Source organism: Agarivorans aestuarii, assembly GCF_019670125.1.
In the GTDB taxonomy this organism is placed as follows: Bacteria; Pseudomonadota; Gammaproteobacteria; order Enterobacterales; family Celerinatantimonadaceae; genus Agarivorans; species Agarivorans aestuarii.
The window spans coordinates 1,021,137-1,044,759 of the sequence record NZ_AP023033.1 but is presented as its reverse complement, the minus strand read 5'-3'; the positions used below and the strand labels follow the sequence as shown (position 1 = coordinate 1,044,759).

At 44.8% G+C, this 23,623-nt stretch carries 20 protein-coding genes; 7 read left to right on the top strand and 13 right to left on the bottom strand.

Translation table 11 applies throughout. The annotated features are described in order from the left end of the window. Positions 1–93: 93 nt before the first annotated feature. Together K5609_RS04850 and icd are read left to right on the top strand one after the other, a co-directional pair. Positions 94–1,191, top strand: coding sequence for an endo-1,4-beta-xylanase (locus tag K5609_RS04850; protein ID WP_221076202.1), 1,098 nt, complete (start codon positions 94–96; stop codon positions 1,189–1,191). 200 nt (positions 1,192–1,391) lie between these two features. After that, positions 1,392–2,651, top strand: a complete 1,260-nt coding sequence (gene icd / locus K5609_RS04845; protein ID WP_221076201.1) for an NADP-dependent isocitrate dehydrogenase — start codon at positions 1,392–1,394, stop codon at positions 2,649–2,651. 10 nt (positions 2,652–2,661) lie between these two features. Here icd and K5609_RS04840 read toward each other — a convergent pair whose 3' ends face one another. The 3 genes from K5609_RS04840 to K5609_RS04830 form a co-directional block, all read right to left on the bottom strand. Further along, complete coding sequence (locus K5609_RS04840; protein ID WP_221076200.1) at positions 2,662–3,171, bottom strand: P-loop NTPase family protein; 510 nt, start codon at positions 3,169–3,171, stop codon at positions 2,662–2,664. A gap of 267 nt (positions 3,172–3,438) precedes the next feature. After that, positions 3,439–4,002, bottom strand: coding sequence for a hypothetical protein (locus K5609_RS04835; protein WP_221076199.1), 564 nt, complete (start codon positions 4,000–4,002; stop codon positions 3,439–3,441). A gap of 200 nt (positions 4,003–4,202) precedes the next feature. Then, complete coding sequence (locus K5609_RS04830; protein WP_221076198.1) at positions 4,203–5,150, bottom strand: LysR family transcriptional regulator; 948 nt, start codon at positions 5,148–5,150, stop codon at positions 4,203–4,205. 721 nt (positions 5,151–5,871) lie between these two features. Between K5609_RS04830 and K5609_RS04825 the strand changes: the two genes are divergently transcribed. Continuing rightward, positions 5,872–7,659, top strand: a complete 1,788-nt coding sequence (locus K5609_RS04825; protein ID WP_221076197.1) for a putative bifunctional diguanylate cyclase/phosphodiesterase — start codon at positions 5,872–5,874, stop codon at positions 7,657–7,659. On the opposite strand, the gene K5609_RS04820 is transcribed toward K5609_RS04825, so the two are convergent. The 3 genes from K5609_RS04820 to K5609_RS04810 form a co-directional block, all read right to left on the bottom strand. After that, positions 7,656–9,962 carry an FdhF/YdeP family oxidoreductase gene (locus K5609_RS04820; RefSeq protein WP_221076196.1) on the bottom strand — a complete coding sequence of 769 codons (2,307 nt, stop codon included), beginning with the start codon at positions 9,960–9,962 and terminating at the stop codon, positions 7,656–7,658. The two genes, K5609_RS04825 and K5609_RS04820, sit on opposite strands and share 4 nt — an antisense overlap. Further along, on the bottom strand, positions 9,952–10,893 hold the full coding sequence (locus tag K5609_RS04815) for a formate dehydrogenase accessory sulfurtransferase FdhD (protein ID WP_221076195.1): 942 nt from the start codon (positions 10,891–10,893) through the stop codon (positions 9,952–9,954). Before K5609_RS04815 ends, K5609_RS04820 begins: the two co-directional genes overlap by 11 nt. A 114-nt stretch (positions 10,894–11,007) precedes the next feature. Further along, complete coding sequence (locus tag K5609_RS04810; protein ID WP_221076194.1) at positions 11,008–11,373, bottom strand: 5-carboxymethyl-2-hydroxymuconate Delta-isomerase; 366 nt, start codon at positions 11,371–11,373, stop codon at positions 11,008–11,010. Between the two features lie 191 nt (positions 11,374–11,564). Here K5609_RS04810 and K5609_RS04805 point away from each other — a divergent pair, with 191 nt between their 5' ends. Further along, complete coding sequence (locus K5609_RS04805) at positions 11,565–12,518, top strand: response regulator (RefSeq protein WP_221076193.1); 954 nt, start codon at positions 11,565–11,567, stop codon at positions 12,516–12,518. A gap of 101 nt (positions 12,519–12,619) precedes the next feature. Here the strand turns inward: K5609_RS04805 and K5609_RS04800 are convergent, their stop codons facing one another. Continuing rightward, a complete protein-coding gene (locus K5609_RS04800; protein ID WP_221076192.1) occupies positions 12,620–13,276 on the bottom strand; it encodes a DUF642 domain-containing protein in 657 nt (218 codons plus the stop codon). A 335-nt stretch (positions 13,277–13,611) separates the two neighbouring features. On the opposite strand from K5609_RS04800, the gene K5609_RS04795 reads away from it, so the two are divergent. Continuing rightward, entirely contained in the window at positions 13,612–14,841 is a 1,230-nt protein-coding gene (locus K5609_RS04795) for an ABC1 kinase family protein (RefSeq protein ID WP_221076191.1), read from the top strand. 191 nt (positions 14,842–15,032) lie between these two features. Here K5609_RS04795 and K5609_RS04790 read toward each other — a convergent pair whose 3' ends face one another. Further along, positions 15,033–15,881: an endonuclease/exonuclease/phosphatase family protein gene (locus K5609_RS04790; protein ID WP_221076190.1), complete on the bottom strand. Its 849-nt coding sequence runs from the start codon at positions 15,879–15,881 to the stop codon at positions 15,033–15,035. A 310-nt stretch (positions 15,882–16,191) separates the two neighbouring features. Further along, on the bottom strand, positions 16,192–16,629 hold the full coding sequence (locus K5609_RS04785; protein WP_221076189.1) for a DUF4399 domain-containing protein: 438 nt from the start codon (positions 16,627–16,629) through the stop codon (positions 16,192–16,194). Between the two features lie 244 nt (positions 16,630–16,873). Here K5609_RS04785 and K5609_RS04780 point away from each other — a divergent pair, with 244 nt between their 5' ends. Then, positions 16,874–17,149, top strand: a complete 276-nt coding sequence (locus K5609_RS04780) for a DUF3634 family protein (RefSeq protein ID WP_016400432.1) — start codon at positions 16,874–16,876, stop codon at positions 17,147–17,149. A 13-nt stretch (positions 17,150–17,162) separates the two neighbouring features. Here the strand turns inward: K5609_RS04780 and K5609_RS04775 are convergent, their stop codons facing one another. The 4 genes from K5609_RS04775 to K5609_RS04760 all read right to left on the bottom strand — a co-directional run bounded on the left by K5609_RS04775 (position 17,163) and on the right by K5609_RS04760 (position 22,194). Next, complete coding sequence (locus K5609_RS04775; protein ID WP_221076188.1) at positions 17,163–18,818, bottom strand: trypsin-like serine protease; 1,656 nt, start codon at positions 18,816–18,818, stop codon at positions 17,163–17,165. Between the two features lie 274 nt (positions 18,819–19,092). Further along, the gene (locus tag K5609_RS04770; RefSeq protein WP_221076187.1) at positions 19,093–19,593 is read right to left on the bottom strand and encodes a carbohydrate binding domain-containing protein; all 501 of its coding nucleotides are present in this window, start codon (positions 19,591–19,593) and stop codon (positions 19,093–19,095) included. Between the two features lie 478 nt (positions 19,594–20,071). Next, positions 20,072–20,812, bottom strand: coding sequence for a substrate-binding periplasmic protein (locus K5609_RS04765; RefSeq protein ID WP_221076186.1), 741 nt, complete (start codon positions 20,810–20,812; stop codon positions 20,072–20,074). Positions 20,813–20,958: 146 nt separating this feature from the next. Continuing rightward, complete coding sequence (locus K5609_RS04760) at positions 20,959–22,194, bottom strand: ABC transporter substrate-binding protein (RefSeq protein ID WP_221076185.1); 1,236 nt, start codon at positions 22,192–22,194, stop codon at positions 20,959–20,961. A 190-nt stretch (positions 22,195–22,384) separates the two neighbouring features. On the opposite strand from K5609_RS04760, the gene K5609_RS04755 reads away from it, so the two are divergent. Further along, entirely contained in the window at positions 22,385–23,608 is a 1,224-nt protein-coding gene (locus K5609_RS04755) for a DEAD/DEAH box helicase (protein WP_221076184.1), read from the top strand. The last annotated feature ends 15 nt before the right edge of the window (positions 23,609–23,623 follow it).

Genomic DNA, 23,623 nt, shown 5'->3' with positions numbered 1-23,623 from the left:
AAGCGCTTTAATCTGATTTAATAACACAGACTTAAAGCAAATGACTGGTTGCTCCCCTGCGTTGTTAGCGCTAACAGACATCAAGGATTATTTATGCGTGTACTACCATTAGCACTACTTTCTACAGCTATAAGCATTGGCCTAAGCGCTTGTGGAGGCTCAAGTTCTGATTCAGGAGAACCCATCGAGGTACCTCAAGTAGAAAGTCTAAAAGCACTAAGCACTACCTACATGGGTGCGGCCGTGCCAGCAGGGTACGAGGACCAGTTTAGTAACGGTATTGAAACACGCCCAGAATTGCAGGATGTTGTTATTCAACATTTTGATCAGATCACCGCTGAAAACATTATGAAATCGGCATACATACAGCCTCGCCAAGGCGATTTCACCTTTCAGGATGCCGATAACCTAGTGGATTGGGCAGTCGACAACAATATTACCGTGCATGCTCATGCTTTAGTGTGGCACTCACAAATGCCTAGCTGGATGGAGAACTATCAAGGTGACTGGCTCACTATGATGGATACCCACGTAAGCACCGTGGCCGATCACTTTAAAGGCCGTGTAGTAAGTTGGGACGTGGTAAACGAAGCGTTTGATGACAGCAGCTCTGGCGGCTTTGCACCTTATCGAAACAGCCCTTGGTACCAAAACTTAGGTAAAGATTTCATCCCCGAAGCATTTAAGATGGCTCACGCTGCAGACTCCGACGCTGAGCTTTATTACAACGATTACAACATCGAAGACGACGGAGCCAAGCTAGCCTCGGTACTAAGAATGGCCGATGAGTTACTTGCCGATGACATTCCCATTGATGGAATTGGCTTCCAAATGCACGTTAACTACGATTGGCCAAGTGCTCAAGCGATTGGTACTTCCTTTGCCAAAGTTGTGGCAAAAGGATTGAAAGTGAAAGTAACCGAGCTTGATATAAAATTGAATCCAAATGGTGACCGAAATACTTTTACTGCCGCGATGGCCGAAGAACAAAAATTACGTTACCAAGAAATTATCAAAGCCTATTACGACAACGTACCTGCTAATTTACGTGGCGGCATTACTGTTTGGGGTGTAAGTGACGCTGATAGTTGGATCCCTCACTTCACCGGCCACAATGATTGGCCACTGTTGTTCAATAGCAGCCTTGAGCAAAAACCTGCCATTGAAGGTGTAGCAAACGAACTAAAATAGAGAGTAAGGCTAAGGGTTGTTTATCTTTCGCGGTTAAATTTTTTTCGCGAAAGATAAACAGCCCCTAGCTAGCAAACGAGCAGCTAGCCGTTTCTTTTAGCTTAAATCCACACTAGGTCACTTCTTACAGCACTCAGCGTTGCCCCTCTTTAACTAGCCAAGTAAAGTAAAGCTAAGCACTCGTTACTTTTAGGCTATGCATGCAATATCAACATATTCGTGTACCCGCTGGCGGGAAAAAAATAAGCCTTAACCAGCAGCAAGAATTACAGGTTCCCGACAAACCCATTATCACCTACATAGAAGGTGATGGCGTTGGAGTAGACATCACCCCAGTGATGTTAAAAGTAGTTGATGCCGCCGTGGCCAAAGCCTATGGCCAACTACGAAAAATTATGTGGATGGAAGTCTTTAATGGAGAAAAGGCCGCCAACATGTACGATGGTGACTGGTTTCCACAAGAAACATTGGGTGCAATACGTGAACATAAAGTAGCCATTAAGGGGCCACTTACTACACCGATTGGTGGAGGCTTTCGCTCGCTCAATATATCCCTGCGCCAAGAGATGGATCTGTTTGTAAATATTCGTCCTATTCGCTGGTTTCAAGGGGTGCCCTCACCTCTTAAAAATCCCGAGCTAACCGACATGGTGGTATTTAGAGAAAACTCTGAAGACATATATAGCGGCATCGAATGGAAAGCCGGCAGCCCAGGAGCAGAACGAGTAATCGACTTCCTTCAACAAGAGATGGGCGTAACAAAAATGCGCTTTAGTGACGAGTGTGGCATAGGGATAAAACATATTTCGGAGCAAGGCTCAAAACGGTTGATCCGCCATGCGATTCAGTACGCATTAGACCACCAACGCGACTCCGTTACTCTAGTGCACAAGGGTAACATCATGAAATTTACCGAAGGCGCCTTTAAAAATTGGGGCTACCAATTAGCCCAAGAAGAATTTGGTGCTCAAACCCACAGCAACGGCTATTGGTTGGAGATCCCGCGAGACGACGGCCAAGCCCCGCTAGTGATCAAAGACATTATTGCCGATAGTATGTTCCAGCAGGTGACCTTGCACCCAGAGCTTTACGATGTCATTGCTACCATGAATCAAAATGGAGATTTACTGGCCGACGCATTAGCTGCCCATGTAGGGGGAATTGGCATTGCACCTGGCGCTAATATGAGTAGCGAAGTAGCCTTTTTTGAACCCACACATGGCACCGTTCCACGCTTAGCTGGACAAGATAAAGTAAACCCCTGCTCTATCATTTTATGCGCGCAAATGATGCTAAAACACATCGGTTGGATAGAAGCCGCCGACCTAATTAGCCAAGGCGTAGACGGTGCCATTGGCGCACGCACCGTCACTTACGACTTTGCCCGAATGATCGACAACGCAACCGAAGTAAGCTGCTCTGCCTTTGGAGATGAAGTGATCAAACACATGAGCAGCTAAACGGGTACTTTTAGACTTGTTCAACAAAGCGGTTTAATTCTTCTATTGAACGAATCACATAAATCTTTTTGCCCTTAGCTATGATTTGTAGCTTCTGCATAAAATCATCATTCCAAAACCTAGGGCAGAGCTTTAAGGTTTTATAGCTTTGCAGCGTTCCCTTAATCACCGAGCTACCACTAGGCCAACCAGCTGGTTTAACAAATAAGCCTTTTAGTAGCCGTTTAGTCACCAGCCAGTAACTCACTGCATAAGGCAAATCGATGTAAATAAGCGTATCGGCAGCCTCAAGACGCTCATAAAAAGAAGGAACTGGTCCAAAGCCGTCTATTATCCAGCTGTCTGAATGCAATATCGCGCGATGCTTTTGAGCATAAGCTTCGCGCTCTATTTGGCTGCCATCAGGCTTGAATAAGATGGAGTCCAAAGCGTGCAACTCGAGATGCGTTGCTTGGGCCAAGCCCTTGCTTAAGGTTGACTTGCCGCTGCCTGGTTTTCCAAATATCGCTACTTTTTTCATATTACCTCCCCAAAATACCCCAGAGGCAGAAATAGAAAACCCGCCTCAAGGGCGGGTTTCTAAATTTTAAGCACATTAGCAAACCCACCATTCCTAAGGAATGATGATAATTCGTGCTGAAAAATGGCTAAATAATATACTCATAAGCCAATGTTTATCGATATCTCGATTAATGTCAACCAAGGGTGTTGCCACTTAGCTAGCAAGAATAGCCATAACAAGTAAAAGCCAAGCTAAAGCTTGGCTTTTACAAACACTAAGCAAGGCTTAACCATGGCTCACCATAGCTTCGGTATCGTGGTATTCAGCACGTTTACGTGCTTGAGCAATACAGGCTACATTGTCTACTGGGCGAATCACATCTATATGTTGCGAATCAAAACCCATTAAACAATGCGCGCGAGCAAACACCGCTTCCATTAACTCTGCTTCAGCTTGATTGGTGGTGCTAAGCGATAGCATCATATCTTGCTTATTAGCAATTACCGTTGTGGTTAACACATCCAATAAACAGCTTGGGATAGCGCAGCTGTATTCATCTAAAATGGCTTTGCTGCTACCATGGCTAATATTGATTGTGCTAGGCTTCTCAGCACTGGCTTGGCACTGCTTTAAGTGGATCTCACAGGCCATCTCTTGGCAGCTCTGGTTTAGTTTACGGTAAGTTCCACCAAATTCTTCTACCAAGACAGACAGCGCTTCAAAAAACTGAGCCGCGTCGGCAGTATTATTGCCTAGCAGTTTTTGCTCAATAAATGTCGCAAGGGGAGCATCAATAAATAGGTTGTCTTTGTGTTGGTAACCTTGACCGCTTTGTTGTGTTGTATTCATGGTCAAATTCCTTCTGGTGGTATTTTGTTATTGTTTTATTGGCTAAGTCATTCGTTTAACTAAGCCTCAACCTCAAGATAGCGCGCCACCAAAATAAAATGAAATTGTAGTTTTCAATACAAACTATAGATTTAGTGAATAGTAGTAGGCTAAAAGCCTTATTTTGCTATTTCCAGAAGTATTAATTCATCCGCCGCACACTAGCGATCTAATACCGTTGTAGAAAAATCTGTCAGCGAACGACGCAACCATTGGTGGGCTTTGGAGTGCTGTAATAGCGGGCTCCAAATCATTTTGGTTTCAATAGGTACAATTTGAAATGGTACCCTAACGATGCGCAAGTCAGGGCTGTCTTTATAAAGCATGGCTTGTCGGCGCGGTAAAGTTGCTATCAGCTGAGGCTGAGCCACTAATAAACCTGCCAGTGCATAATGGCGTGTATATACCCGAATATTTCGAACTTGTTCTAGCTGAGCCAAAGCCTCATCTACCCACCCCAACTTTTGGCTGGCGGCTTGATTGCCAATACTGGTTTCTGCGCCCCAGCCAGCTCGGTTTAACCAAACATGCTCAGCAGCTAAATAGCTGGGTAAATCTAAGTGGTCTACATAAGGATGGTCTTTATGTACCAAGCAGCAAAAATTATCGCGCCAAATGCTTGATTGGTGAAAGGTTTTTGGCAAGCTCGTAAAGCGATTAATGGCTAAATCTATCTGGCCCTTTTCCATATCGCCTAAACGAATATCACCGGGCGCATAGATATCAAAGTTAATTTTGGGCGCACTTCTAAGAACACTTTGAATAAAAGGCGCCAACAAGGTTGCTTCTATGTAGTCGTTACACATTATTCGAAAAGTAACGCTACTTTGTGCTGGTGAAAAGTCTTTGTCTGGCTGAGTGATCTTCTCCGCCATGCTCAATAAGCTAACTATTTCTGGTTTTAACTTAGTGGCTTTTTCGGTGGGCGTCATGCCCTCTGCAGTGCGCACCAGTAGAGGATCATCAAACAGCTCTCTAAGGCGTTTAAGCGCATTACTCATAGTGGGCTGAGTCAGCGCCAACTTGTTGGCAGCTCGCGAAACATTGCGCTCTTCTAGCAACACATTTAAGTAAACGAGTAGGTTTAAATCTACCTTTCTAATATTCACAGAAACTATGAACCTCTAAAAAACTATTTCCTACCTCAATTTATGTAGCGAACTGCTCAGAGTAAAGCGTCAATTCAAAAAAGCGTGACTAAGTCGTCACGACGCCAATCACTTGCTGCCACTAACCTCCCTTGAAAATATCTTCAGGCAGACTCACCTTCTCAATTGCCAGAGGATAGTAAAGAGATAGTCAACGGCGACTTTTTTGTTAACGAGCAAGCTGATGATGAGCCATAAGCTTTTATAAAATATGATGAAAATTTGGGGTTTTGCAGACAAATAAGTAGTGTGCTTCGGCTAAGCTAGCCGCACTTTTTAGCGCTAGAAATAGCATAAAACCTTTAAAACGTAAGCTAGTTCTATGTTTCGCAAACATAATTCACTTGTGAACTGGTAGATTCTAGAGATCCTTGGCTATGCTTTTATAGCAAGCAACTAACTCTTCTGATTTTGCTGCAATACTAAGCAAAAGCGTAAGCTGTTAACGCTCACCCAAAGCAATGATACCGATCAATCGAGCTAGTACACTCAACGAGGTTTAAGCAGAGAAATTCTTATCAATAACAATGAATTAGAACAGAGCAACGAAAGAGATAGAGCCAACCTGTTATACGACAACGCGTTTTCTGGCATTGTAATCTCGATCATCGCGTCCAGCTTTTTAGTTTTTGCCTTCAATATTAGTGGCACTCAGCAGTTTAAACACGCCTGGTGGGTAGTAATGACAAGTTTATTACTTATCCGATTGCTGGATTGGCGAGTATGGAAACACCGCGAACAGCATAAGGCTTTTAACGGTAGAAAAGCCATTCGGCGTTTCATATTAGGCGCAAACATTACCGCTATAATGTGGTCGGTTTACATTCTCAAAGTTATTTCTAATCCACTAAGTGGTGATATCGATTTAAGCACTCACATTATTATTATTTCGGCCATGGCCGGCGGCTCTGCCACAGTGCTGGCTGGGCACAAATACACCGCCATGGCTTATGCCTTTATTTTGCTAGCTCCGCCCTCTTTAGGTTTATTATTCTCAGGTATCTACGAGCGCCAAATGCTGGGTATTTTGGGAGTGTTATTTGGCATAGTGATAGTGGTGATTGCTAAAAAAAATGCTGAGTTTACCGCCCAAGCGGTGTTACTAAAAAACCAAAACGCAGTATTGGTTCATCATATGGAAGAAAAGGTAGAGAGGCGTACCCACACCATTTATGAGCTGTCGAACCTAGACCCCCTCACCGGTTTATTTAATCGCACTGCCTTTTTGCAGCACTTAAAGCTTCGCTTACTAGAAGCCAAACAACAGCAACAGTCGTTAGCGGTTTTGTTTATCGACTTAGATGGCTTTAAAAAGATTAACGATGCTATTGGCCATGATACTGGCGACCAGGTATTGAATAATACCGCGCAGCGCCTAAAACACCTTTGTCATAATCATCAACTGCTGTGCCGCTGGGGTGGTGATGAGTTTTTACTTGCTATAGAAGATTGCGATGAATCACTCGCGATAAGCCGCTCAGAAGAGATTATTCAAACCCTATCTGCAGCATATACCTTTGCCAATAATCGTTTGTCAGTTGGTGCTACGGTGGGCATCGCGCTTTATCCGCAGCACTCACAAAATGAGCACAGCCTAATTCGTCTTGCCGATACCGCAATGTACGCCCAGAAAAAACGGTCGCCCTCTACGGTTGGCGTTTTTTCTGACCAACTAGAAAAACAAATTCACCGCGAATTACTGTTAAAAGATGGTTTAAGCCAAGCAGTAGATAAAAATCAGCTACATTTAGTCTACCAACCCATCATTGACGCTAATGATTGCCAAATAGTCTCTTTTGAGGCGCTGCTGCGCTGGCGCTTGAATGATGAGATGATCCCGCCCGATGAGTTCATTAGCATTGCCGAACAATATGGTTTGATCCGAAAAATTGGCCAATGGGTATTGGAGCAGGCTTGCCAAACCGCCAGCAGTTGGGCGCAGCGCCATCCCATCGCCATTTGCGTAAATGTATCGGTGGCTCAATTAGAAGATGATGACTTTGTAGACATTGTGGAAGCCGCTCTACAAAGCAGTCAATTAGCACCTGAGTTGCTGCACATCGAAATGACCGAATCGGTATTTACCAGCGACATTGGTTTATTGGCCGAGCAAATTAAAGCGCTGCAAGACAAAGGGGTAAAAGTATCGATTGACGATTTTGGTACCGGTTATTCTTCGCTTTCCATCATGCAAGATTTAGCGGTAAATATTGTTAAAATCGACCGTTCTTTTGTGGAGCGTATTGATACCAATGGCTATGCCATTATTACTGCGGTAATGCACATGGCTAGGGCCTTAAACTACTCGGTAGTTGCTGAAGGCATAGAAACCCAAAGCCAAATGAATACCCTGCGTAGCCTTGGAGTAGATTACCTGCAAGGCTACTACTTTGCTAAACCCTTGCCTATTGACCAAGTTGAACAACTAATTAGCGCTGAGCAAGCCCCTAAGTTGCTGGCCGAGTCTTAAGCTGGCCTAGTATCAATTGAAGATTGATTAGATGCACTTAGCACAATGGCCACCGACTTAGAGGTTGGCGTATCACTAAAATCACCTTTGCTAGCTAGCGGTACCAAAGGGTTTGCCTCGGGAAAATAAGCCGCCGCATTGCCCTGAGGAATATCATAGGCAATCAACTTAAAGCCACTCACCTTACGCTCTACTGTATCGGGCCAGAGCGTTTCTATATCCACCAATGCGCCTTCTGTAAAACCTAAAGCTTGAATGTCTTTAGGATTAATCAGTAGTACTTTACGTTCGTTATAAATGCCACGATAACGGTCTTCAAAACCATAAATGGTGGTGTTGTATTGGTCATGCGACCGCAAGGTTTGCAACACCAATACTTGGTCTTCACTTAATGCACGCACTTCGGCGGGTAAAACATCATCTGGTAGAGGATGACTAATAAACTGGGCTTTGGCTGTCGCGGTATTCCACTCTCTGCGCCGCGCACTGTTGCCTAGGTAAAAACCACCTGGCTGCTGTATTCGTTGATTAAAGTGCTCAAATCCTGGAATGGTTTGCTCGATATAGTCGCGGATCTTGTCATAGTCTTGCACACAAGCTAGCCAGTCGATAGGCGATGTGCCTAATACCGCATTGGCAATACCAGCAATAATTGCTGGCTCAGAGCGCATATTATCGGCGCTCTCATCCACTAAACCGGCTGAGGCATGTACCATAGAGAAAGAATCTTCTACAGTGACTTGCTGGGGCCCGCCGGCTTGTATGTCTACATCGGTTCTTCCAAGACAGGGCAGAATAAGCGAGTATTTGCCCGGTGTAACATGGGTGCGATTAAGCTTGGTAGCAATGCTTACGGTAAGATCACAATTGGCCAAAGCCTGCTCACTTAAAGTCGTGTCGGGGGCAGCAGCTACCAAGTTGCCACCCAAACCAATAAATACCTTACTTTGACCCTTCAACATTGCCTCAATGGCCTGCACAACGTTGTGGCCAGGTTTACTTGGCGGGGCGAAGCCAAACACATCTTCAATACTTTTCAGAAATGCTGCGTTAGGTTTTTCGTTAATGCCCATGGTCCGGTCACCTTGCACATTTGAATGACCACGCACCGGACAAACACCAGCCCCCTCTTTACCGATTTGGCCAAACAATAACTGCAAGTTGGTGATTTCGTTTATTGTTGCCACCGAGTGTTTATGCTGGGTAATTCCCATGGCCCAGGCAATAATCACCCGCTCCGATTGCTGATAAATATCGGCAACACTTTCTAACTGCGCTTTACTCAACCCTGATTGCTGCTCGATGTGCTGCCATGAGCTTTGCTCAACGTCAATCAAATAGGCCTCTAGGCCTTGCGAGTGCTGTTCAATAAACGCTTGGTTAAACACGCTATCACCATGGCGTAAAGCTTGTTGATGACGTTCCAACAGTATTTTTACTATGCCACGAACCGCCGCCATATCGCCGCCAAGTTTTGGCGTAAAATAGTGACTCGTTGTTGGGCTGGCAGCTCCACCCAGCATTTCTGCCGGCTTTTGAGGATTGGCAAAGCGCTCTAAGCCGCGCTCTTTAAGATTATTAAAGGCCACCACTTTTGCACCACGTTGCGTGGCGTGAGCCAAGGTTTCGAGCATTCTAGGATGATTAGTACCGGGGTTTTGCCCAAACAAAAAGATAGCGTCGGCCAGCTCAAAGTCTTCAATGGTAACCGTGCCCTTGCCGATACCAATACTGGCAGTAAGTGCATGACCACTGGCTTCGTGGCACATATTGGAACAATCAGGAAAATTATTGGTGCCATAACGGCGTACAAACAACTGATATAAAAATGCCGCTTCGTTACTAGCTCGCCCAGAGGTATAGAATTCGGCTTGGTCGGGGCTGACTAACTGATGTAGGTGCTCGGCTATCAACTTAAAGGCATCATCCCACGAGATGGCTTGATAATGGTCACTGCCCGGAGTAAAAACCACTGGCTCGGCTAGGCGCCCTTGGTATTCTAAAAAATAATCGCTTTGCTTGGCCAACCACTGCACCGAATGCTGAGCAAAAAAGCTGGCGTCAACTCGCTTCGAAGAAGCTTCCCAGTTAACTGCCTTAGCGCCATTTTCGCAAAAGCGAAAAGTGGCTTTGTGCCCCTTTTCACCCCAGGCGCAGCCGGGACAATCAAAGCCGTGGTCTTGATTGGTATTGAGTAAATTTTTAAGGTTTTTAGCGACGTTCTCACTTTTTACCAAATGCTTAGCAGTGCTCGCTAAGGCAGCCCAGCCACCTGCTGCACCTTGATAGGGTTTATGACTCATGCAAGCTTCCACCTTCTTTACTTATTCGCCACGGGGCATGATAAACATTAAATTGACTGTTTTTAGTAAAGCCAATTAGGGTGATATTAAATTGTTTCGCTACCGATAAAGCCAAGCTAGACGGTGCCCCAACCGCGACCACCACAGGCAGTTTAGCCACCAGCGCTTTTTGCATTAATTCAAAGCTCACGCGGCCACTTAATACCAATACACTGCGTGTCAGCTGATTTGGTGCTAACAATAACTGGCCTAGCACTTTATCTAGGGCGTTATGTCGGCCAATATCTTCGGCAATACTCAGGTATTGGCCATTTGCCCAAACCCCAGCGCCGTGCACCGCACCGCTTTGTTTAAACAGGGTTTGTTGTTCTTGCAACAAATTAGGTAACTGATAAATAACAGATTCAGCTAACCAGCCTTCGCTAATATCTAGCTGGGCGGGCTGGCGCAAAGCCAAGGCTTTAAGCGAACTGGCACCACACAAGCCGCAGCTTGAATAGCTAGCAAAATTGCGCTCTAGCCCGGCCCAGTCAAACTGAACATGCCGAGCAAGATCTAGCTCTAAGTGGTTGTAATCATAGGGTTGCTTGGTCGTTGCGCCTGGAGCGAATCGAATATCCTGCACATCGCTAAGCGACTCAATAATATTTTGGCTTTGCAGAAAACCTAAGGCTAATGCCACATCATTGCCGGGGGTGCGCATGGTAAGGCTAAGTGGGCGTTGCTGATATTGCTGGTGACGCTGACAAAACCATTGCAAGCTAAGCTGCAGTGGCTCTTCTATGGCTAAACAATCTTGCTGAATCTGACTCGCTTGATTGGCATCAGCAGAAAAGCGTTGAATGCCAGTGCTATAGCTAGCTTTAGCACTAGTAGCATTCTCTCGAGCTAAGGCTAATTCAAGATTTGAATGTTGTTTAGGCTTTAGCATTTCGCTCCTACTATAAAAGTAACAACTCACAGCCAATGCTGCCGAATATTCAGCCTAATCAAAAGCCTGGCACAAGGCCAGAACTTTGCTTTTAGATGTTCTAAGCTGTGATGTTTATACCGCCTCACTCAAGGTATTTAAGCTGGCACGGTTAGCATAAGCTTGAACCGCGATATCACGCACTTCTACCGAGATCATTTCAACCCTTGGTAGTAACTCACATACTGCACGAGCAATATCGTTGGCTAAAGCTTTCTTTTGTAACTCACTACGACCACTTAAAAGTTGCACCTCGGTATGCACATAAGGCGCTCGCTTCCCGCCAACCCGGTAATGGTTAGCTAAAACCAAGCGGGCCTTTACATCACCCGCAGAAAACAGCCCACTGGCATCGGCCGCGTCGTGTACCGCTTCCACCAATACATCAAAATTTACTATGCGGGCTAAATCAGCCGGACATTCAATTACGCAGTGTGGCATGGATATTCCTTAATCTGTGTTGTATTCCATTAACTCGATCCTCGCCATTACTGGTCAGGGATCGCACATTTGATCAGTTTGCTTGAATCGCTATAAGTTCTTGCCTAGAGTGGTTCGCGCTATCAAAGATATGACAAATACTCTAGGAAGAGTAAACCAAATTCAGCTTGAGTCTATTTAAAAGGAAAATTATGACAGTAGAAACCATTCACAAAATAATTCTTCATCCTTTCATCCAAGAATCTTTACAGAGCCTTAAGCTAATGACCGGTCTAGACGGCCGTGCCGATGAACCATTTATTGATAAAGTGGAAGATTTTCGTTTTAAAGGTTATGCCGTTTGTTCTGATATGCAGGGCCAGCTAGATGGCGTGGTGTTAATGCACCACTATCAGGAAACAGCTGTAGCTATTGGCCAAGCTGTACAACAGTCTTTAGTGGGAGAAGCAAGCAGCAGCGCTACGCTAGATGAGGATCTAGTAGCAGCGCTAGAAGAATGGGGCAACACCATTGTGGGTCGGGCTACTCATATTCTGCAAAAACACAACTTAGGTTTTGAGTTTGCCAGCCCGCACGTGGCTCTCGATTTAGCCGACATGAGCCGCTATTTAGAAGGCGTACAAGAAATTGTGACAGTACCGGTGCATATAGAAGGCGTTGGTCGTTACTATTTCAACCTGCTAGTTCGCGAGCTTAATCAGCAAAACGATTACCAAGAAGCTGTGTTTAACTCAGACGCCTGCATTGTTGCTCCACCAGCTAGTGGAGAAACCTTGGCTAAAGATGCACTGATCATGACAGTGGATGACAGTCCTTTAATTCGCAAAGCCATGAAACGTATTCTTGCCGGAATAGGCTACAACAATGTTATCGAAGCCGATGACGGCGATAGTGCTGTTGCAGCATTAACAGAACACAAACCAGAGTTTGTGTTTATGGATGTGGTAATGAACCGCTTAAATGGCGATAAAGCGCTAAGCCAAATGCGCCAGTTTGATAAGCAAACGCCAATCGTGATGCTTTCTTCGGTCACCGACAGCAGCGTAGTTGACGCCTGCCAAGCACAAGGCATTCAAGGGTTTATTTTCAAACCGCTAAATGCCGCAAGCGGTGGCGAACTATTGCAAGCCTACTTAAAGCGTTAGCAATCTAATAAGGAAAAAAAGGGGAGGCACTAGCCTCCCCTTTTTATTAGTTTGCTGAACGCTGAGGTTCGCCGCAAGACAACGTTCTAGCCAAACCTTGATTAATACTCTTTGGTTTTTTTGGTCACAATCAGCAAGGCCAGCGCAAAAATGAGCAATACAATCGTCACTGGTTCTGATACTGAAAAAACCGCCGCACTAAAGCCACTCACAGGAATCGCTTCTACGTAAACGTTGTCGATTAGGTTACCCAAAGAACCATTTATCATTGAATCGAAACGAAGTCTTGATGTTGAGTCTGTCGCTACAAAGTCACCGGAAAAGCTTTGCCAAGTCGATGCATCATGGTCATCGATAAGCTGTGCAAATACCTGATTACCACTGCTGTCTTGAATGCTCACGGAAAATGCCTCTGCTTTGTTAGTACGTGCACGATAGGCCAAACCAAAGCGATATTGCGCGCCTGGCTCGGTAACAAAATCTTGGTAGATATGGTAGTTTCCGGCTTGGCAAGCTTTGGCGCCCTGCCCAGAACAGTGTGCGTTTAGCTCTATAAATTGTTGCCCATGCGCCGCTTGAATATTGAACAAGTTATCCCAAATTTCGATATTGTGTCCCTGCCAGCCTTCTACATCAGCACTTGAAAAGTAGCTCCATCCGCCATAGCGAACATCATTCTGCTCAAAACTGCCGTTGCTGATAATTCCGGCTTGGCTTATCAAAGGTAAGCAACATAAAAACATCAATAGGATTCTCATAAAGCCTCTCTTGCAAATTGCAAATAACACCATTTAACTGTGATAACGCAAGCAGCGAGCCAAGTTAGAAAAATCAGAATAAGACATTGAATAATAACAACTTAAAAAACATATATTGATTAGCAAATTGAAAATGCAGCTAAGTAACAACGTGAAATCAAAACGGTAGATATAGATCCATAAACACCTTTTCGACGTAAACTTAAGCAGAAACCTACCGTTAGGGATAAAGCATTATCAGCCACTCAGATAACAACAAAGCCTCTAAAGTGCCAAGCTCTCGGCTAGCCCGATTGACCAAGCTTGGGTCTTTAACCTCGCGTGTAGCAGGAGGTATGCTAGCAGAAGGCGCCGCCCAATTAGCAGCAGGTAAACGCCCAAAACTAAATGAAATACTACTTACCCCCAACAATGTAAAACGGGTGGCCGACCAGCTGGCCAAACTTCGTGGCGCGGCCATGAAGGTTGGTCAGTTAATGTCGATGGATGCTGGAGACATGTTGCCTAAAGAAGTGAGTGAGTTACTGGCACGCTTGCGCGCTGATGCCGACCCCATGCCAATTGGTCAGCTTAGCCAAGTACTGCTTAATGAATGGGGAGACAACTGGCAACAGCAATTTCAGCAGTTTTCTTTGCAACCGATTGCCGCTGCGTCGATTGGTCAAGTACATAGCGCCTACCTCGATAAACAACAACGAGTAGCCATTAAAATTCAGTACCCCGGGGTTAAAGGCAGTATCGACAGCGACGTGGATAATGTAGTTAGCCTACTAAATATTAGCGGGGTATTACCTAAGCAATTTGATTATCAACACATCCTTCAAGATGCCAAGTTACAACTTCACCAAGAAGCCGATTACCTACAAGAAGCTGAGTACCTACGCCAGTATCAAACTAAATTAGCCAATCATGCTGAGTTTGAAATACCCGAATTATTTAGCCACTTAAGCACCAGCAACATTCTTACCATGAGCCATCATGAGGGTGAAGCCATAGACCAGCTACAACAGCAACCTCAGGCGCTACGTGACGAGGTAATGCATAAGCTGTTTAGTTTGTTGATGATGGAGTTATTTGACTTTGGCTTAATGCAAACCGATCCCAATTTTGCTAACTACCTTTACTCGGCGCAATCCAACAAAATTGTATTGTTAGACTTTGGCGCTACGCGGCAAATCCCGCCACACATCAGCCAGGGCTATCGCAAACTTTTAAGTCGCGCTTTGGCTGAACCTTTTACTCTCGACTTAGCGGCACTTGAGCAGCTAGGCTTTGTAAAACCAGACAGTACCGAACGCCAAATAGCCACACTTCACAGCATGTTAGCGTTGGTAATACAACCTCTCAAGCACTCGGGGACCTATGACTTTGCATCTTCACCTTTAGCTAAAGAGTTACGTGAAGCAGGCATGGCGCTTAGTTATGAGCATGACTACTGGCACACCCCACCCATTGATGTTTTACTGATTCACCGAAAAATAGGCGGAATGTACTTGTTGGCGAGCCGACTAAACGCCAAAGTAAACTTACAGCAGTTATTCGAACCTTATCGACTAGAGCATTAAGCCCACGCTTTAAGCTCAATCATCACAGCTGCATGACCATGCTCAGAGGCTTGGCTATGCACCAAGTTACCGGCCCCATTCTTAGCTGTATTGCTAATCCATCGCAAAGCTGGCGGAATGTACTTGTTGGCGAGCCGCCTAAACGCCAAAGTTAACTTACAGCAGTTATTCGAACCTTATCGACTAGAGCGTTAAGCCCACGCTTTAAGCTCAATCATCACAGCTGCATGGTCGCTGGCTTGGCTATCTAGTGCATAATCAGCGTGAGTAAGGTGGCGGTCGAAACAGTGGAAAGCCACCACTTCGGCCATTTGCTGCTGATAATCGCTTGAGAACTCACCTGATAACAAAATGTAATCGAGTACACTGCCCTGCCCGCCCCAATAGTGAGTAGCTGCGCGCAGCTGATTAGTTTGACTCAGTGCAAAGCTGTCATGCATCCGCCAGACTTGCTCAACCTCATCGTGTTGGGCTAAAGGAAGATCAAATATATGGCTTAGCGCCCCCTGGGATAAGTCATCATTAAAATCCCCCATCACCATAACCGCTTCAAGTGTATGATTACGACAACTCAAAATATCCTGCATCAATAAACTTACTTCTTTAGCTCGCAAAGTATCAGACTGCCAACGGCCCATGTATTCATCGATGTCACTCGGATCACCTACTAGATCTTCATCTAAGATAGGCCGCTTAGATTTAAGGTGCACCACGTAGGTTTTAATCCAACCAATCTCTGGCAACTTAACTTTTGCAACTAAGGGCGCGCGACTAAAGATTTCTAAATGGGCAGGATTATAAAGGGCTACACTGCGCAGTGGATACTTGCTAGCCAGCGCTAAACCGGGCTTACGATACACATAACTAGACTCGTCTAAGCTACTGGGAGTGGACAGAAAATAAGAATAGCCAAGGCTTTTGCATTGCTCGGCCAACGCCTCTGCGCTAAACACCTCTTGAAACGCCATGACATCGGCTTCAGCTAAGCTGATTAACCTGTTTAACCAGGCTTGCTTATGCTGCCATTGCTGCGAATCCAAAATATTATCAAATTCGTAAGCCGCATACGGGGGAGCCAAATAATTAAGTAAGTTTAAACTGAGAATTTTAATGCTTACTCCTGAGGGCCTGTTGACCTTTCGCGGTTAAATTTCGTTCAAGATAAAATCGTTTTAGGCACTGCAAGGAGTATGCTGCCTTATCGGCTTCTCATACAGGCTAGCAGCAAAGCTTATGTCTTGTATAAATAAGCCACAAACTGCCGCAAAAATCAGCTCGAAAGATCAACAGCCCCTAGCTAAGCCCCTGTTTTCTTTAACACTGTGCTTGAATAACTAAACAGGGACAAGCTTATTTAACGGTAATGGTAATTTTCTCAGACATTATTGGCGGCGAGTGAGGAATGTGGGTCGTGTCGCCTAGTAATAATTGTAGGGTATGCTCACCCGGTGCCAGCTCGATGCTGGTTTCGGTTTGCCCGCCACCAAAGTGCAGGTGTTGCTCATCGGCTGGTACCGGCATATCAAGAGCAGGAAGTTCAGCCACATCAATCAGCAAATGATGATGACCGGTTTTGGTGTTATCGGTTCCCGCAGGCGCGACACCCATTCCTTTTAAGCCAAAGCTAACAGTAAACGGACTGCTCACCACAGCGCCATCTGCGGGAGAAATAATATAGACACTAGCGCCCTCTGGGGCCTTTGTTTGCGCCCAAGTAAGTGGAGCAAAGAGTAAAACTGTAAGTAAAGCGAGCCAAATAGATGACTTAGCAGGTGTTAAATTACCCATGTTGATTAGCCTAAGTTTTAGCAAGAGAGCTTTAAAGGTAGTAACGATGCACTTACTAAGCAATTTGGCTAAGCGGTGAACTTGAATTAGCCAAAGACAGCCATTAGCTTGAAATGGTAATTCTGGTCGGTGTTTTGTGAAAAGACCTAGGTAGAGTTTTGCTCAGTAAGTTAGGCTAAATAGCACATAATATTTTATGATTAAAAATCTAACTAGATGGCAAAGTTAGCAGCAGTAGGTGAAGATGTTAAAAGCAATAAGTGCACAGTTTGTAATTAAAGTAGATGGAATTCGAGTAGAAGTAAGCAAAGGCCAAGTGCCAGAGTATTTTATTCGAGAGATTAAGCTAGTACAGCGCAGCGCCCAAGCCATTAAAGGCAAAATTTACGGGATGCGCCGAGGTCGTCAAATAAACCTAGAGTGCTCAAAAGAAATCCCCGAGCACATCTTACAGCGCTTGCGTAATGTTTGGCGCCCAAATCCAACACCGAGTAACGATGGTAGCTTAAAGCGCCGCTAAGCGTCGCGCTAGTTTACGCAACCTGCTTTCTACGAATCCAAGCAAGCAATATAAGAGCTAAACCAGCAAAGCCAATACTGCCTCCGCCAGACTCTGCTACAGGTAGGCTGGAGTACACCAGTTCGTCTGCTAGTTTTGAGCTAAAGTCACAATCTATTGAACTTAGCTCATTTGCTTGTTCTTCAAAGCTTAGTCTCAAGATTTGCGCATATAAATGCGTCTCGCTAGGGCTCATTTTTGCACCCACACTGGAGTTAGCATTTGCTTGAGTGCTAATAGCTGCATCAGCTTGATACGCAATCTTAACCGAATGAATCCCTTCGGGTATATCAACTGCTAGTTCAGCCTTACAATCTCCACTTAACTGATATTTAGATTGCTCATCAACACTTACGGATAAAGAACCGGAGCCACTATAGCTGCCCAAGAAAACATCCAAAGCCAACTGCCCTGGGCCTTCAATATCTCCTACTAAATACTGACGCACTTGCTCATTACCTGCTTCGAAAGCAATCCCTTCATCAAGCAAACTGCTCCATTGCTGCAATCCACTGACACTCCAAGCGTCAAAAGGTGAATCGTAAACCGCCAGCAAGTCTGAAGGCGCTTGTGATAAAGCTAAGAGATCGATAATGAGGGTTTCACCAGCTAAACTAAACTGTAATTCTGCAGCTGCATGACTGGCGTCGTTAAGCAATACATCGAGCATTAACTGACAACTTTCACTTGCAGCTAGCAGGCTACATTCATTTGTATTTACAATGCTGAAGTGCTCAGAAACCACGTCAAATTCGCTGAGTTCGATTGTTGAATCACTGGTATTTTTTAGAGTTAGGCTGAAAGGCTGGCTTTGATAAGGATCTTGGATAAGCCAAACTTCCTCTTTTGTAAAATCAAGAGGCCCAAGCAACTCCAATTGGGTCACATTAATCCAATCCAAGTAACGGCCTATTCGGGTAAATAATCCCATGTAGTTATAGCCATGCGACACCAAGCCAGCATATACCTCTTCACCACCAACAAAGACAAATGCAGGCGTTCCACTATCGCCAGGGGCGGGTCCCTTAGTCTGCTTTCCAGAACAAATAAAGTCTTCATCTGCGATAGCATGCGGAACATCTGCAGCAATTTGGTTATTACAGGTCTCAATATCGGCGATCGGGGATATCGCCCCTTGCAGCTGATAAGCGGGCTGATAGCTTTCATAGGCCGTAGAACCCAAGCCTAGAATTTGTAGATTATCTCCTGCTTGCAGCTGTAGGTTTTCAGCCTCGCTAATCAATCGAACCGCTGGATAGTTTTTTGGATAACTTGCCATTTGATAGACAGCAATATCTTTATCATAGCTACCTGCTACATACTGAGGGTGAACAACACTTTTAGCGAGAGGGTAGCAATTATTCATTGCAGCTGTGCCACTACCTCCCATACAAGCATAAGCACGTGTTGCGGGAGCAAGAGCTACGCAGTGTGCTGCACTTACAATCAAGCCGCGGCCAATATAAGCTCCGCCACATTGGTGAGTTTCAAGGCTTCCAAGCCCAGTAAAATATCGCAGAGAAACCACACTTGGCCAATCTTTATCCGCTACTTGCTCTCCACCAACAACGGCACTTGCGCTAACGCCAAAGAGGCTTAACACTAGCCCTAACAAAATCCTTGTATTCACTTCCCTTTCCTTAGTTTTTTATATTTTTTAGCACCCTACATTTAATATTATAAAACTCAATAGAGGTTTGAGGAATTTGTGAACAGCTTTATAGTTTGTCAATGGAGTAAAACGCTACAGCATCGAACTAGGTGCTACAGCGTCACAATATATCCGTTAATTTAACGCTAAGCAGGCAAAGCCTATGGCTGACAAGCAAGCGATGTCGAGAAAGCAAGTAAAAGGGCCTCAATTGGCGGGTATATAAACTCGGTCACCCACCAAAATGAACCGACTAATCACGTTTTCGCTTTACCCGAAAGCGGTCAAAACGTCCCTGACCACCATCTTCATAAGTACCAAAAATGGTTACGCTGTTGCCAATACCGCTGTTGAAATCAACTTCAATAATGTCCCAATCACCGTGGTAATCATCTTTAGCGTAGGTTTGGATGGAGAATTCTTGAAACTTGTTAATTAGTTTTTGTTCTTCGGTGGCTTCTGTTGTTACCGTCACACCTATTTTTCCAGAGCCTTTCAAAAATACTGCTAGGGTATAATCGGTATTAGCTTGCACTTTTACTTCTTGTTCAAAACGGCCACTTTCACCGGTGATTTTTGCCGAAGATTCATCATCGCGCCCTTCCCCAGAAATGGCCGTTGAACCAGACTTTTTCCAGCCATACCAGCCCTGCTCAAAGTCAGGATTAATGACCAAGACCTTAGCCATTGCGGCTTGGCTGATAACCAGTGAGCATACACACCCACAGAGTATCGATAACACTCGTTTTAACATGTTCAATTTCCTTATTTTTTGTTTACCGTACTGTCTCTTTTCGATAGCAAACTGCCGCCTGTTATTTGTATCCTTAGGCCGCAAAATAAGTAATCTTATAACACAAATAAATCAGGTTAGAACTACTCCAATCTTTGTTGGATTAATCCCTGCATTGGCCTTCCCACACCAACATTTGTAATACCAAACTACTTATTGGTGATTTTCTCGAGAATTATTGTTTAAAAACAGAGATAAGCGGTAATTTTGTGAGCCAGCTCATACACTTATTACATAACCTGAACTCGGGATAAGGAAGTGACGAGAACTCTGCAACCCAGTATTTAATCTAACCCCTGTTTCTGACGAGATAGTTTTGCTTAGTTGTAGGCGAAGCTGCGCGCCAATAGCTAGCCTATTGCAAGTAGCTTCAACACCGAAATAAGTAAAATTAGCCTAACCTGTTTATTTTCCCGAGCTCAGGTTACACAGCAAGCCGTCAGTTGGTCATTGCGGGAACCGGGATCTGTTGAGAGTGATAGTAGTTTTCTATGGTTGAGCTCAGTTTTCCAGAGTCATGAAGATAGTTAAGCAAGTGCTCCAGCTTTGCTCGCTTAGGGTACAAACTTGATTGGCGAGAGATACCGATATACACCTTGCTATCGTATGGCACTTCAAACTTGGCGATCTTAAATTTTCCAGTCCATTTGGTGGAGTTCAAGGCTTTGTGCCGTCCAGTCTCTCCGGCTAAGCATACATCAACGCGTTTTCGTTCAAGCATTTTCAAGCATTCGCTTTGGTTGTTTAGCTTCACTTTATATAGTTTGTGGTCTTGATCGAAGCGCGCGAAATGCTTAGCCCCAAGCTTAATGCCTACCCGCATGGGATAAAGATCTGAATACTGGTTTAGGCTTCGTAGCTCGCTTTTACGCATAACGAAGTAATGACGAGCAGCGCTTAAATAGGCAGGCTCTAAAAAGTAGATGTCTTGTTCACGCTGTTTGGTTTTAATTAACCCTGCGGTTATGTCTACTTGGCCCATCTGCAAACTGCGCAAACGCCTAGCAAACGGTAGATAGTAGTTAACACTTTCTACCCGTGCTTCTTTAACCAGTAGGTTCATAACATCGTGACTCAACAAATGCTGTTTTGTCGAATAGGCTACTCGCCAAGTCGTTCTTGGCTCAGCCGTTGCAGTATTCAACAACAAGCAAAGCCCAAGCAACAATAAGACCCTCATTAGCAAAAAAATCCCTTTTAGCTAGCATTAAGCCTATGATTCCTTTAAGGCTTTCTCAAAAAGTCGCAATCAGGCTACAGCAAAACAAGGTCAAATTAAAAGCGCCTAAACATAAAATCTTTAAGATGAGAGTTGGAAATAATTGTTTACAGATTAGACTTGGGTAGGCTTGCAGAAAGCTCAAATGCAAACTGCCTTGCCTGCTCTAAATCGCGCTTTAAGCGCGGTATATCTGCATCGTCTAAAAAACGCGTAAAAGCCTTTACCGCAATTTGTTCAAACGCAGGAATGGTATCGCGATCAAAATACTGCGATACGCCTATAGATTCCTTCAGCATACTCGCGCCTTCACTCACTAAACTATCACTACTCACTTCTGACGCAGTAGAAGCAGGTATATAGCCTAAGCCTTCAGCTATTTGGGCTTGTACTTCTGCCCTTGCCATATACTTTATAAACTCTTCAGCTTGGTACACCTTCTTGGTCTGTTGAGCAATCATAAACACATCGGTGGGGGCCACCTCATAGGTGGGTAGATCATACAGCACCGGAAATGGCATAAATCCAATATCATCTTCCAGCTTAGCTGGCCACTTGGTGGCTACAAAATTACCTAACAACAAAAATGCTATCCGTTCTCGGTAAAAAATGGGTAATACTTCATCCCATGCGTAATCATGATGATCAGCATTAAAGAAGCCGTGTTTGATTAACGAGGCCCATTGTTCATAGACTGGTGTTAATCGAGGATCATAAAAAGAGACTTCCCCTCGAAGTAATTGCTGGTGAAAGCTAAGGTCGTTTATTCTCAGATTTAAATGATCAAACCAAGCCGCGGCTGGCCAATAGTTTTTGCTACCAATACCAATGGGGGTAATACCAGCTTGTTTAAGTTGCTCACATTGGCGGACAAAGTCTTCCCAAAAACGCTGCGGGCCGCCGTGTTTATCTATCAGCGATTTACGGTAGAAAATACCCCAGTGATAATAAGCAAAAGGCAAGGCATATACCTGCCCTTCTTCACTCACTCCACTTTGTAAATGGGCAAAACTATCAGCAAGTTTTAACTCTTGCCAAATATGATTAATTGGCCGTATCAGGCCCTTGCGAGAAAACTGAAACAAGCGTTCAGAAGCTTGCCAGTGCAGCACATCGGGTGAGTTTTCTCCCCCTTTAAGCCACTTATCAATCTCACTTTTATAGTCTTCATCACTGCGAATAATGGGTTGAATGTGAATGCCCGTTTCTTGCGTAAAACCCTCGAATACATGATGAAAGCTATCACGCTGTTTGGGCGTTAACAGTAAAGACACTCTAAGTGACTCGGCAACACAACTTAAACTTAAAGAGACAATTAGCAAGACTAGCCATTTGAGCGACATAAGGTTCCTTCACTATTCGTTTGCTAACCCTCTGGCTAGGTGTAGTTAAAGTGTAGTCTCAATTGGCAACATTAGCGTTAGCTCAGTCAGGGCTTTAAATGACAAAAAAGCCAGTAAAAACAAATGTCAGTAGCAGCGGATGTGATTAGGTATACTGAGTTCAGCCACTATCAGCTTGTTAGTAAACACCATGAAATTTAGCCAACTGCAACTCAATCCTCAACTACTCAGTAATCTTGCCGCTTTGGGCTACCAGCAAGCGAGCGAGATTCAACAGCAAGCCATTCCTCTGGCATTGGCTGGCCACGATTTAATGGCCTGTGCGCAAACAGGCACCGGTAAAACCGCCGCATTTTGCTTGCCTATATTGCAAGCCCTTAGCCAGCAAGAGCGTACTCACCCTATCCAAGCCTTAATCATCACACCTACTCGTGAGTTGGCTCAGCAAGTGCACCAAAGCCTAGAAAATTACGCCAAAGGCTGCGAGATTAACTGCGCATTGGTGTATGGCGGTGTGAGCATAGACAAGCAGCAGCTAGCACTTAAGCAGCCTTGCCATATTGTGGTAGCTACGCCAGGCCGAATCTTAGATCACTTAAAACGCGGTTCCTGTGACTTAAAGCACTTACAGTATTTAGTGATAGACGAAGCCGATCGCATGCTCGACCTTGGCTTTAAAGATGAGTTAAGCGCCTTGCTAAAGCGCTTACCACAACAGCGCCAAACCATGTTGTTCTCGGCAACGTTAGATGCCAGCATTTATCGTTTTGCCAAACCTTGGTTAAACCAAGCCAAACAACTAGACGTTGCTAAAGCCCATAGCAAGGCAGTAAAAATAGAAGAGCGCGTTTACAACGTCGACCAAGATAAAAAAGCCGCATTGCTTTGCCAAATCATTAAGCAAGCGCAGTGGCAACAGGCTCTGGTATTTTGTCGCACCAAACAGGGTGTCGATAAACTGGTAAAACAGCTGATTCAACAAGGGATCAATGCTTCGGCCCTGCACGGAGATTTAAGTCAAAGCGCACGCGAGCAAAATTTAGTTAAATTTAAGGCTTCCGAAATACGCCTCTTGGTCGCAACTGATGTAGCGGCTCGGGGGATAGATATCGAAAATATGCCCTGTGTTATCAACCTAGAGCTACCTTACAAAAACGAAGACTATACCCACCGCATTGGCCGTACTGGTCGCGCAGGGCAAAGCGGCATTGCCATCACATTGTTGAGTGTTGACGACGAGCACTTACTGCACGACTTAGAAGCCCAATTGGACCGCCGATTACCTCAGCAATGGTATCCCGGCTTTGAGCCCGACTTAAGCCAGCCCGCACCATCTAACAAACGCAATTCTCGCTCGGCTCAAAAGAAGAAGGCGCGGAAAAGAGCTTTGGCTGCTAATAGCAAGAAGCGCTGATTTAAACCTATCTTT

What these genes read in the sequence shown, in the direction of transcription:
- K5609_RS04850 (WP_221076202.1), top strand. Translation starts at nt 94, where the DNA reads ATGCGTGTACTACCATTAGCACTACTTTCTACAGCTATAAGCATTGGC.
- icd (WP_221076201.1), top strand. Translation starts at nt 1,392, where the DNA reads ATGCAATATCAACATATTCGTGTACCCGCTGGCGGGAAAAAAATAAGC.
- K5609_RS04840 (WP_221076200.1), bottom strand. Translation starts at nt 3,171, where the DNA reads ATGAAAAAAGTAGCGATATTTGGAAAACCAGGCAGCGGCAAGTCAACC.
- K5609_RS04835 (WP_221076199.1), bottom strand. Translation starts at nt 4,002, where the DNA reads ATGAATACAACACAACAAAGCGGTCAAGGTTACCAACACAAAGACAAC.
- K5609_RS04825 (WP_221076197.1), top strand. Translation starts at nt 5,872, where the DNA reads ATGACAAGTTTATTACTTATCCGATTGCTGGATTGGCGAGTATGGAAA.
- K5609_RS04820 (WP_221076196.1), bottom strand. Translation starts at nt 9,962, where the DNA reads ATGAGTCATAAACCCTATCAAGGTGCAGCAGGTGGCTGGGCTGCCTTA.
- K5609_RS04815 (WP_221076195.1), bottom strand. Translation starts at nt 10,893, where the DNA reads ATGCTAAAGCCTAAACAACATTCAAATCTTGAATTAGCCTTAGCTCGA.
- K5609_RS04810 (WP_221076194.1), bottom strand. Translation starts at nt 11,373, where the DNA reads ATGCCACACTGCGTAATTGAATGTCCGGCTGATTTAGCCCGCATAGTA.
- K5609_RS04805 (WP_221076193.1), top strand. Translation starts at nt 11,565, where the DNA reads ATGACAGTAGAAACCATTCACAAAATAATTCTTCATCCTTTCATCCAA.
- K5609_RS04800 (WP_221076192.1), bottom strand. Translation starts at nt 13,276, where the DNA reads ATGAGAATCCTATTGATGTTTTTATGTTGCTTACCTTTGATAAGCCAA.
- K5609_RS04795 (WP_221076191.1), top strand. Translation starts at nt 13,612, where the DNA reads ATGCTAGCAGAAGGCGCCGCCCAATTAGCAGCAGGTAAACGCCCAAAA.
- K5609_RS04785 (WP_221076189.1), bottom strand. Translation starts at nt 16,629, where the DNA reads ATGGGTAATTTAACACCTGCTAAGTCATCTATTTGGCTCGCTTTACTT.
- K5609_RS04780 (WP_016400432.1), top strand. Translation starts at nt 16,874, where the DNA reads ATGTTAAAAGCAATAAGTGCACAGTTTGTAATTAAAGTAGATGGAATT.
- K5609_RS04770 (WP_221076187.1), bottom strand. Translation starts at nt 19,593, where the DNA reads ATGTTAAAACGAGTGTTATCGATACTCTGTGGGTGTGTATGCTCACTG.
- K5609_RS04765 (WP_221076186.1), bottom strand. Translation starts at nt 20,812, where the DNA reads ATGAGGGTCTTATTGTTGCTTGGGCTTTGCTTGTTGTTGAATACTGCA.
- K5609_RS04760 (WP_221076185.1), bottom strand. Translation starts at nt 22,194, where the DNA reads ATGTCGCTCAAATGGCTAGTCTTGCTAATTGTCTCTTTAAGTTTAAGT.
- K5609_RS04755 (WP_221076184.1), top strand. Translation starts at nt 22,385, where the DNA reads ATGAAATTTAGCCAACTGCAACTCAATCCTCAACTACTCAGTAATCTT.